Origin of the sequence: Candidatus Phytoplasma ziziphi, from assembly GCF_003640545.1 — a bacterium.
Taxonomy (GTDB): domain Bacteria; phylum Bacillota_I; class Bacilli_A; order Acholeplasmatales; family Acholeplasmataceae; genus Phytoplasma; species Phytoplasma ziziphi.
Genome location: NZ_CP025121.1, coordinates 36,610 through 51,298, shown reverse-complemented (window position 1 = coordinate 51,298; position 14,689 = coordinate 36,610). Strand labels below are relative to the sequence as shown.

Genomic DNA, 14,689 nt, shown 5'->3' with positions numbered 1-14,689 from the left:
TCATTAATTAGCGAAGGATTTTTTCAATGGATCAAAAGACAAAAGAATTTTATATTTTTGTAGAAAAATTTAAAATTTTAAAAGAACAAGAGAAAAATATTTTTTCTAAAATTGTGAATAAATTATTTCAAGTTAATTATTTAACTATTCAAAAAATAGAAGACGCCAATGATTATCGTTTTATTTTATTATATAAAGAATTATTTTCTTCTTTTTTTAAACTTTCTGATTTTCAATTAGAAATTAAAAAATACGATGAAGTTATTTTGATTAAAAATTTAAATCATTTTAATAAATTAAAATTAAGAAAAGAAGAAAGCCTTATTTTATTAATTTTACGTATTTTATTTCAACAAAAAAGAGAAATTAAATCTAATTATGGTAATGTTATTACAATATATTTACAAGATATTTATCATAAATTAAACAGTATTGTTTATAAAGAAGTTAAAAAATTAACTAAAGAAAAAATAAGAAATATTTTAATGTTATTTAGAAGATATAATATTATCAATTATATAGATAATGATTTATCTGATGACTCGATCATAACAATTTATAATTCTATTATTTATGTCATTGATTTGGATATGGTCGAACAATATAAAAAATTATTAAATTCGGATTTTGATGAAGCTGAAAATGAAAAAATTAACTAGAATAAAATTAATCAATTGGCATTTATTTTCTTATCAAGATATAGAAATTAAAGATAATATTTTAATTTCAGGGGAAAATGGGTCAGGTAAATCTACTTTATTAGACGCTTTACAATATGTTTTGATAGGCGAAAGAAATGGTGTTAAATTTAATATAGCTGCTAACGAAAATGCAAAGCGTTCTTTAGAAAGTTATATTAAAGGCAAAATCGGTCTTGAAAATAAAGAATTTGTAAGAAATAATGATGTTATTACTCATATTGCTTTAGAATTTTACGATGAAACTCAAAAAGAATATACTATTTTAGGTTGTGTTTTGGAATTACCTTATAGAGGTTTATTAAAAGAAAAATTTTATCTTGTCTCTAATATAAATTTAAAAAAAGATATTTTTTCATTTGATGATCAAATAAGAAATATTAAAGATATGCGTGATTATTTAAGGACTTTTAATAAAGATTTTAATTTCTTTGATACTAAAAAACAATATCAAAATGCAGTTGGTAAATATTTACAAATTAATATTTCTAAATACTTAAAAATATTACCGAAAGCTTTAGCTTTTAAAGCTTTGAATTTACAAAAATTTATTTTTGATTTTTTATTAGAAGAAAATCCTATTAATATTAGTGGTTTAAAAAATAACGTTAGACAATTAAAAAAAATCGAATCTCAAATAGAAATAGAAAAAATAAAATTAAAAGAATTAGCTAAAATTATAGAAATTCATAAAAATTTGAAAAAAATAGATGTTCAAGTGAAAATTTATTTTTTAACAGAAAAAATGGTTTTAGTTAAAAAAAATGAAAAAAAATTAGAAAATACAATTAAAACAAAAGAATTAATTAATAAAGAATTATCTGAATTATTATTGAATAAAAAAAAATATAATGAATCTATAGAATATTTAAATGATTATATTTTAAAATTACAAACTAATAAGATTCAAAATAATTTAGGCTCTGTTTTATATTCTTTGCAAAAAGATTTAACTAAGGATCAAAGATTTGTTAAAGAAAGTCAAGAACAAATAGATATTTTAAAAAAACAATTAGCAGAAGAAATTGTCATTTTAGAAAATTTGTTTGCTTTAAATCCAGAAAATTTTTTAAAAGAGAGTATTCAAAAAATAAATTCTTTTTTGCAAAATTCTAGACAACAAAAAAATTTTATATTAAAAGAAGATTTTGCTGAAATATCTAATTATTTATCTCAAAAAATAATTAATATTAATATTAATCAAAATATTTTAAATAAAGAAATGATTCTTTTAAAAGAGAAAATTAATAAAAATAATTATGAATTAGAAATGATTAATCAAAATTATGTTTCTAAAAATGATCATTTTTTTAAAATCAATAATTTATTAAAAGAAAAATTAAAAAATAAATATAATAAAAATATTTTTGTTTATCCTTTGTGCGAGTTGATCGAAATCAAAGATGAGTTATGGAGAAACGCTATAGAAGGTTTTTTAGGTGTTAGAAAATTCAATTTAATTATAGATCATCGTTATTTCGATTCAGCTTTAAAAATTTATGAAAAATTACAAGATGATTTGAAAATTTATGATGTAGGTTTAGTTAATATCGAAAAAATACCTGATATACCTAATAATTTGGATAGTTTGGCTTCACATATTTCTAGTGATAATAAAGATGTTTTAAAGTATGTTAAGATATTATTATCACATATAAAATGTGAATTAAATATTGAGAATTTAAAAAATCATAAAACAGCTATTACTCCTTCTGGAATGATTTATAGTAATTATACTGCTAAAAAATTAAATCCTAAAATTTATAAAATTCCTTATATAGGTTTTAATTCTTTTAAAATACGTAAGGATATTATTTTAAATGAGTTAAATTTACAAACTGAAGAATTCTTAAATAAACAAAATTATTTTAGAGAGAATGAAAATATTATTTCTTTTATAAAAAAAAGTAAAATGTCTTCTATTGTTAATTGGGATTTTTCGTCTTTTTTTCAACAACAAAAAGAAAAAGAGGAAAATATAGTTAATATTGAAGAAAAAATAACACAATTACAGTTAAATCCTGATTTAACTAAATTAGAAGATAATATCTTTGAAACTCAAGAAGAAAAAAAAATAAAAACTCAAAAATTAGAACAAATTTTATTGCAAATTGCGGAATATCAAAATAAAGAAAAAATAAATATTGTTCAAATTAATAATTTAGAAGAAGAGTTAATTTTTTATAAAGAACAATTATTTGAAGAAGAAAAAAAAGAAATTTTGAATATTGAAGCTGCTTCTGTGCAAATTCATAATTATTTAAATGAATATCCGAATAATTATGAAATGATTTCTAAAAGTATTCAAGAAAATTTAAAAAGCATCGAAAAACAAAAAAATATTTTAAATACTGATCTTATATTTGCTATGAAAACATATATTGATAATTATAATTTGTTAAATATCGAAGCTAAGCCAGAAAGTTTTGATTTTTTCGCGAAAGAATACAATTTAATTAGTTCAAAAAATTTAGTTAAATATGAACAAGAAGCCAAAGAATTAACTATAAAAACAGAAATTATTTTTAAAGAAGAATTTATTAATAAATTAAAAAAAAGTATTATAGAATCACAACAACAAATTCAAAATTTAAATCAGATTTTAAAAAATAGACCCTTCGGAGAAGATTATTATCAGATTATTACTAAACCTTCTGAGGAACCTGAATATCACAAATATTATTCTTTGTTTATACAAGAAAATAAATTAGATATACAAGAACATCAATTAGAACAAAATGATTTATTGGATGAAAATAATTTATCTTATAAAGATATTGTTTTGAATGAATTATTTCAAAAGATTATGTCTTTTGAACAAGAATATGAGAATATATCTTATCAATTTTTAGATTATCGTAATTATTTAAATTATGATATTAAAATTTATGATAAAGATGGTAATTTTTCTTTTTTTTCTAAAATTTTTAGAGAAAAATCAGGAGGAGAAACTCAAGTACCTTTTTATATTATTATCGCTATTTGTTTTGAACAATTATTAGCAGAAAATGGTGAATCCAAAGGATGTTTAGTATTTTTTGATGAAGCTTTTAATAATATGGACGAAAATAGAATAGATGCTATGATGTCTTTTTTCAATAGTTTAAAAATACAATTTTTTATTGCAATTCCTCCTCAAAGAATTTTCAATATTTTACCTCACGTCAAAACTAATTTAATTGTTGTTAAAGATAAAAATTATGCTATTGTAGAAAACTTTATAAAAGAAATTTAAAATATATTCACTTTTAGATTTCTAATATTGTTTTATAAATGTTTATATAATTATTTTTGTTATTATGATTTTATTTGTATAATTTAAATTTTGAGACAAAAAAATTTATTTTTTTATATTAATTTTTTATTATTTAAATTATTTTTTATTTTATAAAGTTTAATATAGATTAGCTTAAGTAGTTAAATTGAATTTCAGATTATAAATTTTAGAATTTATTTTTGATATTTTTTCTTTTTTAACTTTCGATATATTATTTTTAATAATAATTTTTTTATTATTTATGAAAAAATATTATTAAATTATTTATATTAACATCTTTTATTTAATATAATTAGATTATGAAAGTAGAAATAAAAATATATGTTTCAAAATACAAATGATTATAAAAAATATATTTATTATTTTTTAAGAAGCGTCGTGTTTGTTATTAATTTAATTTTAAATATTTTTTGTCTTTTTTTATTTGTGGTATCTATTTGCAGAATCTATTGGGGTCCTGAGAAAATTTTGGACATTTTTAGAATTGATTATTATAAAGTTGCAAGCGGAAGTATGGAACCTTTAATAAAAAAAGAGGATATTGTTGTAGTTAAGAAAATTCCAGATAAAGAAAAAGAAAATATTGTCATAGGCGATATTGTCATTTTTCAAAATAAAAATATGACTGATGGTATACCTATTATTCATAGGGTTGTATCCAATAATACTAAATTAAAAACAATTGAAACAAAAGGAGATAATAATCAAAAGAAAGATAGTTCCTCTACGAAATACGATGGTATTTTAGCGAAACATATTTTTACTATTTCTTATTTTAAAACATTTTTATGTTTTTTCTTTTTGATTTTGTTTATATTCTCTAATATGCCTTTTTTATTGAAAAATTTATTTTTAAGTTCGAAGAAAAAAAATAATCTTTATAAATAATAGTGATAAAATGACGTGGAAAGAATTCATTTATCAAGAAAGACAAAAAAAATATTTTCGAAATATAATTAATTTTTTAGAAGTTGAATCGGAAATAAAAAAACAAATTTATCCTCCTTTGAAAAACATTTTCGAAGCTTTTGTTATGACTCCTCTTAAAGATGTTAAAGTAGTTATATTAGGGCAAGATCCTTATTTTAATATAAATCAAGCTCATGGTTTATCTTTTAGTGTTAAAAATGAAAAAACTCCTTCTAGTTTGAAAAATATTTTTAAAGAATTACGAGATGATGTGAATTTAATCTCTAAAACTAATAATTTAACTTTATGGGCTAAAAGAGGTGTTTTTTTATTAAATAGTATTTTAACAGTTGAAGCAGGTAAACCTTTAAGTCATCAAAATATTGGATGGCAAGAGTTTACTAAAAATATTTTTAAATTTTTAAATAAAAAAGAAAAAATAGTTTATATTTTGTGGGGAAAATTAGCCCAAGAATATATTAAATATATTGATATAGAGAATAATTATATTTTAAAAAGTCCGCATCCTTCACCCCTTTCAGCTTATAAAGGTTTTTTCGGTTCTAAACCTTTTTCTAAAACTAATTCTTATTTAATCAAAAATAAAATCTTACCTATTGATTGGGATTTGAATAAATAAAATAAAACTTTATTATTTATCTTAATTTGTTTAAAGGTGGTTTTTGTATGAGAAGAGTACATGTTTTTAAAAATTTAAAATTAGAACAGTTCGAAACATTAAAAAAAAGTTATGAAAAATTTATTTTGTCTGGGTCTCAAAAGGATATTTATTTAATAATAAAAAAATCAAAAATTAGAATAACATGTTATAATAACGGCACTTGTTTAATTCAAGGAAATGATGTTAGTGATGAAATCGAATATATAAGAAAACTTTTGTATTTAAATTTTGATAAATCATTAAATAATTTGACTAATTTTAAAATTCCAAATAATAAAGATATTATGCATTTTAATGAAGAAATAGATGATATAAACGATAAAAACATTATTGGTTCAGATGAAGTAGGAATAGGAGATGTTTTTGGTCCTATTATTGTTTGTTCCGCTTTGGTAACAAAAGAACAGATTCCTTTTTTACAACAAATAGGGGTAAGAGATTCTAAAAAAATTTCAAATTGTAAAATTCAACAAATAATGTTGATGGTAAAAGATAAAATTTCTTATTCAGTTCAAATATTATCTCCTTCTGAATATAATATTTTAAATCAAAAATATAATTTAAATAATATCAAAGCTTTATTACATAATAAAGCTATTTTAGATCTTTTAAAAAAAATAAATAAAGATGCAATGGTTGTATTAGATCAGTTTGCTAGTCCTCAAAATTATTTTAATTATTTAAAAAATGAAAAAAAAGTATATAAAAAAATTATATTCGAAATTAAAGCCGAATCTAAATATTTAAGTGTAGCTTTAGCTTCTATTATAGCTAGAAATATTTTTTTAGAGGAAATGGATAAATTAAGTAATAAAATAGGTATAAAATTACGTTTAGGAGCAGGTTATACAGTAGATCAACAAATAAATGAAATTTATCAAAAAAATAAAGAATTTATTTTTTTTCAAAAAATAGCCAAATGTAATTTTAAAAATATCAAAAGATATTTTAAATAAAAAAATATTTTTATTTATTGAAATTGAAATATCAAAATTTTAAAAGTAATTATGAATTTACATTATTTTAATAAATAATAAAAAAAATAATTTTTATTATTTATTAAAATAAAGTTTTTATATAAAATTAGAGGTATAAATATGTCTACTATTTTTACTAAAATTATTAAAAAAGAAATTAAAGGTTACATTATTTATGAAGATGAATTAGTTATTGCTTTTTTAGATATTATGCAAGCTACTAAAGGTCATACTTTAGTTGTTACTAAAGAGGAATACGTAACTATTGAAGAAGTTCCTGAAAATGTTTTTCGACATTTATTTGGCGTGGTCCAAAAAATAAGTAAAATTTTAATTAAAACTTTTAATTGTCAGGGCATTAATTTGTTAAATAATAATGGTTTTATATCAGGGCAAAGAGTATTCCATTACCACGTTCATTTATTACCTCGTTTTTCTAGTGATGAAATTAAAATTATTTTACCTGATAATATTAATAAAATGAAAGAAAATGATTATCAAACGATTGTAACAAACATTCTGTATGAATTTAGAAAAATAAATTTATAATTTTAAATAAAAATTATAAAAAAATTTTGAAAAGGTTTAAAAAATTATGAAATGGCCAAAAAGAAAAACCGAAAAACAAACTATACTTGAAGAAATTTTTAATGCTGTTTCTCATGGTGTAATGGTTCCTTTTAGTATTGTTATTTTTTGTGTTTTTTGTAATAACAAAGGTTTTCAATTTCCTTTATTTTTGTTAACATTTACTATGTTTATGCTTTATTTAATGAGTTGTTTATATCATTCTTTATCTTTTACAAAAGCTAAAAGACATTTTCAAAGATTCGATCATATTTGTATTTATTTATTAATATGGGGTAGTTTTTTACCTTTTTTATTTTCTTCAAAAAATACAAATTTATTTAATTTAATTTTTTGTATTTCGCAATCTTTTGTAATATTGATCGGAATATTTTTGAAAATATTTCAATTTAACAAAGGCGATAAAATTCATTTGATTTTATTTTTATTATTAGGTTGGAGTGGTATATGGGTTATATTCGACTCATGGGACATTGTAAAGAAAGATAATAATATATTATTATTTTTATTTTTAGGAGGTGTTTTTTATAGTGCCGGAATTTTATTTTATAACGAATTATATAAAAAATATTATCATTTTATTTGGCATTTATTTGTAATTTTAGGTAATTTATGTCATGTTTATTCTATTCATTTGTTACTGAACTAATTTAATGAATTGTTTTATTTTAAAAAATAATATATAATATTAATATGGATAATGAAATGAAATTAATTATAGCTATAATTTCTAATGAAAACGCTAATAAAGTACAAACATCTTTAAATCAAGAAAATATTTTTAATACTAGATTAACTACTAAAGGCGGTTTTTTAAAAGAAACTAATACTACTTTTGTTATCGGTATAAAAAAGGAAAAGGTTGAAAAAGTTTTAGATATTTTTAGAAAATTTTCTAAAACTAAAACACAATTAATTCCTAATAATATTTTAAATGAAATGAGTGTTTTCGCTCCTTTATCTTCCGAAGTTACTATTGGAGGAGTTACTGTTTTTATTTTAGATATAGAACAATTTTTAAAAATATAAATTTAATTCATTGCATAGAAGAGTTTTGAAAGGAAAAAATGATATATGGCTTTAAATAAAGAACAAAAAAAAGAGATTATTTTAAAGGCTACTAATTCTGAGATTAATACTGGCTCCATACAAGCACAAATTGATTTATTATCTAATGAAATAGAAGAATTAAATAAACATTTAAAACAACATCCATTTGATTTTCATTCTAAACGTGGTTTGTTAACTAAAAATAAAAAAAGAACTATTTTTCTTAAATATTTAAAATCTAAAAGTAAATTATAAATAAAAAAGCTATCTTAAAATTTTAAGATAGCTTTTTTATTTATAATTATGATTTTTATTTTTTATTATTTTTATTTCTTGGAGCGAATGAGGGGAATCGAACCCCCGTCTTATGCTTGGCAAGCATAAGTAATAGCCACTATACGACATTCGCGATTTTTTAATTTATAAAAATGGTTACTTTTAAATTATAACATAAAAAAATATTTTATAATATCAAATTATACTGGTGCCTTTAACAAGAATCGAACTTGTATTTTGTCATTACCATTGACATGTTTTTCCATTAAACTATAAAGGCTTTTGTTTATAATATTAATTATAATTAATTTTATCATATTAAATGAATTTAAAATATAATAAAATGTTTATTTTATTAGTATTTATTATATAATAAAAAAGGTGTTTCATCTAATTATAAAAAAAGGAGTTTTAAAATTAATTAATGAAAAATAAAACAAAAGTTCAATGGCAAGGTTGCGTAAAATGGTACAATTTCGAAAAAAGTTTTGGTTTTATTAAATCAGTAACACCTATCGGTGAATTACCATTTAGCGAAATCGCTGAACAATTTGGGATTGACAATTCAGAAATAGAACAGTTAGTTGACAAAAGAGCAAGAGAAGAAGATGATTTATTTTGTCACTCTAATAACATTGTACAAGGTAATACAGAACCACTTCCAGGACATTATCAAAATAGCAAATATAAAAAATTAAAAGAAAATGATAAAGTAGAATTTTTTATCAAATTAGTAAATGGTAAAGAACAAGCTTGTTTAATAGTTGTAGTTTAATTTTTGTATTAAAATTAATATTTAATTAAAAAAAGATTCAATGAATCTTTTTTTAATTAAAAAGAATTTATTAAAATTTTTTTTAATTAAAAAAAGAATTAAAATAATTAGGAATATTTTATGAAAAAATTTAGTAGCGAATCAGTTACAAAAGGTCATCCGGATAAAATAGCGGATCAAATTTCAGATGCTTTGTTAGATTCTTTTTTAAAAGAAGATCCTGAATCTAAAGTAGCGATCGAAACCGTAGTAACAAAACAAATAGTTATTGTTTTAGGAGAAATAAAAACTTTATTTAAGTTTGATTCAGAATATATTGAAAATGTTATCAAAAATGTTGTTAAAGAAATTGGATATAATAAAGAAAGCGAAAATTTTTGTTATCAAAAAATATCTATTTTAAATTTTATTCATGAACAATCAAGAGAATTAACAAAAATTGTCAAAAATAAAGGAGCAGGAGATCAAGGTTTAATGTTTGGTTATGCAACAAAAGAAACTGATCTTTTTTTACCTTTAAATTTTTTGTTAGCTAGAAATTTATCTTTAAGATTAACTGAAGTTAGAGAAAAACAAATCTTACCTTTTTTAAGACCAGATGGTAAAACTCAAATTACTTTAGTTTATGATGAAAATAATAATCCACTTTATATAGACTCTATTGTTGTGTCTACTCAACACGAAGAAAATATTGAACAAGAATTTTTAAAAAAGAATATTTTAAAATATGTTATCGAACCGATAATTAATCCCGTTTTAATTAATGAAAAAACTAATTTTTTTATTAATCCTTCTAAAAGTTTTGTTATTGGAGGCCCCGCTGCTGATACAGGTTTAACAGGAAGAAAAATAATTCAAGATGCTTATGGTGGAGAAGTGCGTCATGGAGGCGGTTGTTTTAGCGGCAAAGACGCTTCTAAAGTTGACAGAAGTGGTGCTTATATGGCTAGATATTTAGCTAAAAATATTGTTGCTGCTGGTTTATGTGATAAGTGTGAAATACAACTATCTTACATCATATCTTTTGATAAACCTGTTAGTTTATTTATAAATACTTTTGGCACGAACAAAGTTCCGGAAAATTTAATTCTTGAAACGATTGAACAAAATTTTGATTTAACTCCGCAAGGAATAATTAAAATATTAAATTTGAAAAAACCTTTATTCCAAATAACTTCTCGTGAAGGTCATTTTGGACATAATGATAATTTATTTTCTTGGGAAAAAATAGATCAAGTTCCTCTTTTTTCTAAATTATTGAAAGAACAAAATTAATTAATTATTTTTAAAAATTATTTATATTATTTAGAAATTTTTTTGATTAATATCTTTAGTCAGCAAATATTGTTCTGATTTTTTAATTAATTTGATTTTTGATAATAAAAAAGGAAATTATTTTATATGAAAAATTCTAAATTTGTTAAAGAGATAACTCCACGTTCTCTTGATTTCGGCAAATGGTATCAAGAAATTTGTTTAAAAGCAGAATTGCTTGACTATTCAGATATTAAAGGTTTTTTTATTTATCTACCTTATGGATATGCTATATGGGAATTTATTAGAGAATTCGTAGATAAAAGATTAAAAAAACTTAATCATCAAAATGTTTATTTCCCTTTATTATTTACTGAAAATTTATTTAAAAAAGAAAAAGAACATATTGATGGTTTTTCTCCAGAAGTTATTACAATTGAAGAAGTTAATAAAGAAAAATTATTAGATAAATTAATTATAAGACCTACTTCAGAAGTATTATTTTCTCAATATTATGCAAAAAAAATATTTTCTTATCGTGATTTACCAAAATTATTTAATCAATGGTGTAATGTTGTACGTTGGGAAAAAACTACTAAACCATTTTTAAGAAGTAAAGAATTTTTATGGCAAGAAGGACATACAGTTCATGCCACTAAAAAAGAAGCTATTAAAGAAACTATTACAATATTGAATTTATATAAAAAATTAGGAAAAGAATTATTAGCTATTCCTTTTGTTTCAGGAAAAAAAACACAATTAGAAAAATTTAAAGGTGCTGAATGGACTTATTCTATTGAAGCTTTAATGCACGATAAACAAGCTCTTCAGGCCGGAACTTCACATTATTTAGGAAATAAATTTTCTAAAAATTTTCAAATTAAATTTCAAGATTCTAATTTAGAAACTCAATTTGCTGAACAAACTTCTTGGGGGATTTCTACAAGATTAATAGGAGCTATGATTATGATTCATGGAGATGATGAAGGTTTAGTTTTACCTCCTTATATCGCCCCTATCCAAATAGTTATTATTCCTGTTCAATCTCAAAACGAAGAAGTTTTAGAAAAAACTAATCAATTATATAAACAATTATCTAAAAAATATAGAGTTGTTTTAGATAATCAAAATAAAAATATTGGTTGGAAATTTAGTCATTATGAATTAAAAGGTATTCCATTGAGAATAGAATTAGGATTAAGAGATTTAAAAGAAAATAACATTACAATCTTTACAAGACATAATTTTCAAAAAAAAATAATCAAAGAAGAGTCTTTATTGAAAGAAATTTGTATTTTATTAAAAACTATTCATCAAGAAATGTTTCAAAAAGCTTTGAATTTTTTAAATGAAAACATATTAGAAGTTGAAACTTATGAAGATTTTAAAAAAAATCTTAAAAATAAAGGCTATATTAAAATGAGTGTTTATGAGAATGAAGCAGAAAAAATTATCAAAGAAGAAACAGGAGCGACAGCTAGAGTTATTGTTTCACAAAAATTAATTACTAAAATATGCCCTGTAACTAAAAAGAAAGCTAATCAAACTATTTTATTCGCTAGAGCTTATTAAAATTTTATGTCATTATTTTTTATTAATAAAAATAATTTAAAATAATTTTTTTTATTTTTTCAAAGTTTTTTAATTTGATTTGATGAATATTATAATTTTTTTGAATTATATAAAAAAAGATATAATTAATATGTTGTTTGATTTAAATAAAATTTTTAATTTTTAAAAATTTTTGAGTTTATTTATTTATAATTTTTTTTGATATAAAAAATAAAAATATTTTGATATTTTTTATTTTAATATATTTTGACAATAATCATTAATAAGAGTAAAATATGAATTTTAAAGTAGCTATTATAGGAAGACCTAATGTAGGCAAATCAAGCTTATTTAATCGTATTTTAAATAAAAGATTAGCGATTGTTTATGAAGAGGCCGGGACGACTAAAGATCGTATTTATGCTGAAGCTACATGGTTAAATCAAAAATTTTTTATTATTGATACTGGAGGAATTGTTTTTGATAATGTTCCTTTAATTCAACAAATTAAACATCAAGCCGAATTAGCTATTTCTGAATCTAATTTAATTATTTGGGTTACTGATGGTCAAACTACTACATTAACTAAAGAAGAATTAGAAATAACCAAAATGTTATATAGTAGTCATAAAAAAGTTATTATAGCTGTTAATAAAATAGATAATTTAAATTTATATGAAAATGTTTATGAATTTTATTCTTTGGGATTTAGTGATATCATAGGAATTAGTACACAACATGGAATTGGTATCGGTAAATTATTAGATAAAGTTGTGTCTTATTTGCCACGTAATAAAAAAATAGAAAATGATGAAACAGAAGATTTAAGATTTTGTTTAGTAGGTCGTACTAATGTTGGAAAATCTACTTTAACTAATGCCTTGTTGTCGCAGGAAAGAATGATTGTATCTGAATTACCAGGGACTACAACTGATGCCGTTGACACTATATTTGAAAAAAATAATCAAAGATATCATATAATAGATACCGCTGGTATGCGAAGAAAAAAAAAATTTTATGAAAAACATGAAAAGTATAGTTTTTTAAGAGCTTTGGATGCTATTCAAAGAAGCGATATTGTTTGTTTTTTGTTAGATATAAGTTATAATATTACCGAGCAAGATAGAAATATCGCTGCTATTATTTTTAATTATTCAAAACCTTGTATTATTGTTTTGAATAAATGGGATTTATTAGAACCTTCTGACAAAGACATAAAAAAATTCGAATTAATGGTTAAAACAGAATTTAAATTTTTTAATCATGTTCCAATAGTGTTTTTATCTGCGAAAAATATAAAAAGAATTCATACTTTGTTTCAAGCTTTAGACAAAGTTTTTAATAATTATAAACAAACTTTTTCTTCTCATTTATTAAATGATATTTTACACGAAGCTACTCAAATTAATCCTCCATCTTTTTTTAATCAAGGTAAAGCCAAATTTTATTATTTAAAACAAACAGCTACGAAATGTCCAGAATTTGTTTGTTTAGTTAATGATCCTAAATTTATTCATTTTTCTTACGAAAGATATTTAAAAAATCAATTAAGATTAAATTTAGAATTGAGCGGAATTCCTTTGAAAATAATTTTTAAAAAGAAAGAAGTTTTTTTGTAATGGAAAAAATTACTATTATTGGTGGCGGAGCTTGGGGAGCGACTTTAGCTCAAGTTTTAGATGATAATTCGAATAAAGTATTAATTTATGACAATAACATTGAATATATTAAAAAAATAAACGAACAAAAACATCCTTTTTTTGATGTTCGTTTATCTGATCAAATTAAAGCAACTAATGATTTAGAAAAAGCGCTTTTCCATTCTGATTATATTTTTTTATCTGTTCCTGCTCAAAATATGAGAAATTTATTCAAAAAAATTAATAATATTTTAATTTCAAGTAAAAATTTTATCAATGTTTCTAAAGGTATCGAATTTCAAAGTAATAAAATTATTTCTCAGATTATTACAGAAGAAATATCTGCTGATAAAATTAAAAATTATGTTTTTCTTGCTGGCCCTTCTCACGCTGAAGAAGTTATTTTGAGAAAAATTACTTTTTTAACAGCTTCTTCTTTAAATCAAGAATTTGCTTTAAAAATTGCTAAAATATTTTTTAATAAAAATTATTTAAAAGTTTCTGTCTCTAATGATGTAATAGGTTCTGAGATATGCGCTTCTTTTAAGAATGCTTTGGCTTTTGTCAGTGGCATGCTAGATGGCGTTAATTTCGCTTCTAATGCTCGTTCAGCGTTTATTACTTTCGGAATTGCTGAAATGAAAAAGATTTTATTTTTGTTTTCTAAATCGAATTCTATCGAAACTGTTTTGAGTTTGACAGGATTAGGAGATTTGACGGTTACTGTTTTTAATGAAAATTCTCGTAATTATCAAGCCGGCAAAAAAATTCAAATGGGCAAAAATTTAGATCAAATTTTGAATCAAGCTACTCAAGTAATCGAAGGAATTTATAATTTAAAAGTTTTTTATAATTTAGCAATTAAAAATAAAATTTGTTTACCAATTATAGAAAGCGCTTATAAGGTTATTTTTGAACATAAACCCGTTGATTTTATTCTATTAAATATTTTTGAAAAATGTTAAAATAACAAAAATATTTTTTTATTGTAATATTTATGTTGATAATATTT

The 14,689-nt window shown here is 21.3% G+C and carries 14 protein-coding genes and 2 tRNA genes; 14 read left to right on the top strand and 2 right to left on the bottom strand.

Translation table 11 applies throughout. The annotated features are described in order from the left end of the window. Positions 1-26: 26 nt before the first annotated feature. The 9 genes from CWO85_RS00340 to rpsO all read left to right on the top strand — a co-directional run bounded on the left by CWO85_RS00340 (position 27) and on the right by rpsO (position 8,436). Entirely contained in the window at positions 27-659 is a 633-nt protein-coding gene (locus CWO85_RS00340; RefSeq protein ID WP_121463724.1) for a DUF4194 domain-containing protein, read from the top strand. After that, positions 643-3,933, top strand: a complete 3,291-nt coding sequence (locus CWO85_RS00335; RefSeq protein ID WP_121463723.1) for an ATP-binding protein — start codon at positions 643-645, stop codon at positions 3,931-3,933. Before CWO85_RS00340 ends, CWO85_RS00335 begins: the two co-directional genes overlap by 17 nt. 363 nt (positions 3,934-4,296) lie before the next feature. Further along, entirely contained in the window at positions 4,297-4,863 is a 567-nt protein-coding gene (locus CWO85_RS00330) for a signal peptidase I (RefSeq protein ID WP_121463722.1), read from the top strand. A 10-nt stretch (positions 4,864-4,873) separates the two neighbouring features. Then, the gene (locus tag CWO85_RS00325; RefSeq protein WP_121463721.1) at positions 4,874-5,524 is read left to right on the top strand and encodes a uracil-DNA glycosylase; all 651 of its coding nucleotides are present in this window, start codon (positions 4,874-4,876) and stop codon (positions 5,522-5,524) included. A 47-nt stretch (positions 5,525-5,571) separates the two neighbouring features. Next, the gene (gene rnhC / locus CWO85_RS00320) at positions 5,572-6,522 is read left to right on the top strand and encodes a ribonuclease HIII (RefSeq protein ID WP_121463720.1); all 951 of its coding nucleotides are present in this window, start codon (positions 5,572-5,574) and stop codon (positions 6,520-6,522) included. Between the two features lie 141 nt (positions 6,523-6,663). Then, positions 6,664-7,092 (top strand): HIT family protein, encoded by a 429-nt coding sequence (locus CWO85_RS00315; RefSeq protein WP_121463719.1) that lies wholly within the window; start codon positions 6,664-6,666, stop codon positions 7,090-7,092. Positions 7,093-7,138: 46 nt separating this feature from the next. After that, positions 7,139-7,780: a PAQR family membrane homeostasis protein TrhA gene (gene trhA / locus CWO85_RS00310; protein WP_121463718.1), complete on the top strand. Its 642-nt coding sequence runs from the start codon at positions 7,139-7,141 to the stop codon at positions 7,778-7,780. A gap of 56 nt (positions 7,781-7,836) precedes the next feature. Then, on the top strand, positions 7,837-8,160 hold the full coding sequence (locus tag CWO85_RS00305) for a cyclic-di-AMP receptor (RefSeq protein ID WP_121464240.1): 324 nt from the start codon (positions 7,837-7,839) through the stop codon (positions 8,158-8,160). A gap of 45 nt (positions 8,161-8,205) precedes the next feature. Beyond that, on the top strand, positions 8,206-8,436 hold the full coding sequence (rpsO, locus tag CWO85_RS00300; protein WP_121463717.1) for a 30S ribosomal protein S15: 231 nt from the start codon (positions 8,206-8,208) through the stop codon (positions 8,434-8,436). A 79-nt stretch (positions 8,437-8,515) separates the two neighbouring features. On the opposite strand, the gene CWO85_RS00295 is transcribed toward rpsO, so the two are convergent. After that, positions 8,516-8,590 (bottom strand) — tRNA-Gly (locus CWO85_RS00295). Positions 8,591-8,663: 73 nt separating this feature from the next. Continuing rightward, positions 8,664-8,737 (bottom strand) — tRNA-Thr (locus tag CWO85_RS00290). Between the two features lie 144 nt (positions 8,738-8,881). Between CWO85_RS00290 and CWO85_RS00285 the strand changes: the two genes are divergently transcribed. From CWO85_RS00285 to CWO85_RS00265, 5 genes are all read left to right on the top strand, one after another. Then, positions 8,882-9,232, top strand: coding sequence for a S1 domain-containing protein (locus CWO85_RS00285; protein WP_121463716.1), 351 nt, complete (start codon positions 8,882-8,884; stop codon positions 9,230-9,232). Between the two features lie 120 nt (positions 9,233-9,352). Further along, positions 9,353-10,507 carry a methionine adenosyltransferase gene (metK, locus tag CWO85_RS00280; RefSeq protein WP_121463715.1) on the top strand — a complete coding sequence of 385 codons (1,155 nt, stop codon included), beginning with the start codon at positions 9,353-9,355 and terminating at the stop codon, positions 10,505-10,507. Positions 10,508-10,633: 126 nt separating this feature from the next. After that, positions 10,634-12,058: a proline--tRNA ligase gene (gene proS, locus CWO85_RS00275; protein WP_121463714.1), complete on the top strand. Its 1,425-nt coding sequence runs from the start codon at positions 10,634-10,636 to the stop codon at positions 12,056-12,058. Between the two features lie 275 nt (positions 12,059-12,333). Further along, complete coding sequence (der, locus tag CWO85_RS00270; protein WP_121463713.1) at positions 12,334-13,656, top strand: ribosome biogenesis GTPase Der; 1,323 nt, start codon at positions 12,334-12,336, stop codon at positions 13,654-13,656. Further along, positions 13,656-14,642: an NAD(P)H-dependent glycerol-3-phosphate dehydrogenase gene (locus CWO85_RS00265; protein ID WP_121463712.1), complete on the top strand. Its 987-nt coding sequence runs from the start codon at positions 13,656-13,658 to the stop codon at positions 14,640-14,642. Before der ends, CWO85_RS00265 begins: the two co-directional genes overlap by 1 nt. Positions 14,643-14,689 lie beyond the last annotated feature (47 nt).

Bases quoted from the DNA above. Each gene is read 5' to 3' on its own strand.
- CWO85_RS00340 (WP_121463724.1), top strand. From the start codon at position 27: ATGGATCAAAAGACAAAAGAATTTTATATTTTTGTAGAAAAATTTAAA.
- CWO85_RS00335 (WP_121463723.1), top strand. From the start codon at position 643: ATGAAAAAATTAACTAGAATAAAATTAATCAATTGGCATTTATTTTCT.
- CWO85_RS00330 (WP_121463722.1), top strand. From the start codon at position 4,297: ATGTTTCAAAATACAAATGATTATAAAAAATATATTTATTATTTTTTA.
- CWO85_RS00325 (WP_121463721.1), top strand. From the start codon at position 4,874: ATGACGTGGAAAGAATTCATTTATCAAGAAAGACAAAAAAAATATTTT.
- rnhC (WP_121463720.1), top strand. From the start codon at position 5,572: ATGAGAAGAGTACATGTTTTTAAAAATTTAAAATTAGAACAGTTCGAA.
- CWO85_RS00315 (WP_121463719.1), top strand. From the start codon at position 6,664: ATGTCTACTATTTTTACTAAAATTATTAAAAAAGAAATTAAAGGTTAC.
- trhA (WP_121463718.1), top strand. From the start codon at position 7,139: ATGAAATGGCCAAAAAGAAAAACCGAAAAACAAACTATACTTGAAGAA.
- CWO85_RS00305 (WP_121464240.1), top strand. From the start codon at position 7,837: ATGAAATTAATTATAGCTATAATTTCTAATGAAAACGCTAATAAAGTA.
- rpsO (WP_121463717.1), top strand. From the start codon at position 8,206: ATGGCTTTAAATAAAGAACAAAAAAAAGAGATTATTTTAAAGGCTACT.
- CWO85_RS00285 (WP_121463716.1), top strand. From the start codon at position 8,882: ATGAAAAATAAAACAAAAGTTCAATGGCAAGGTTGCGTAAAATGGTAC.
- metK (WP_121463715.1), top strand. From the start codon at position 9,353: ATGAAAAAATTTAGTAGCGAATCAGTTACAAAAGGTCATCCGGATAAA.
- proS (WP_121463714.1), top strand. From the start codon at position 10,634: ATGAAAAATTCTAAATTTGTTAAAGAGATAACTCCACGTTCTCTTGAT.
- der (WP_121463713.1), top strand. From the start codon at position 12,334: ATGAATTTTAAAGTAGCTATTATAGGAAGACCTAATGTAGGCAAATCA.
- CWO85_RS00265 (WP_121463712.1), top strand. From the start codon at position 13,656: ATGGAAAAAATTACTATTATTGGTGGCGGAGCTTGGGGAGCGACTTTA.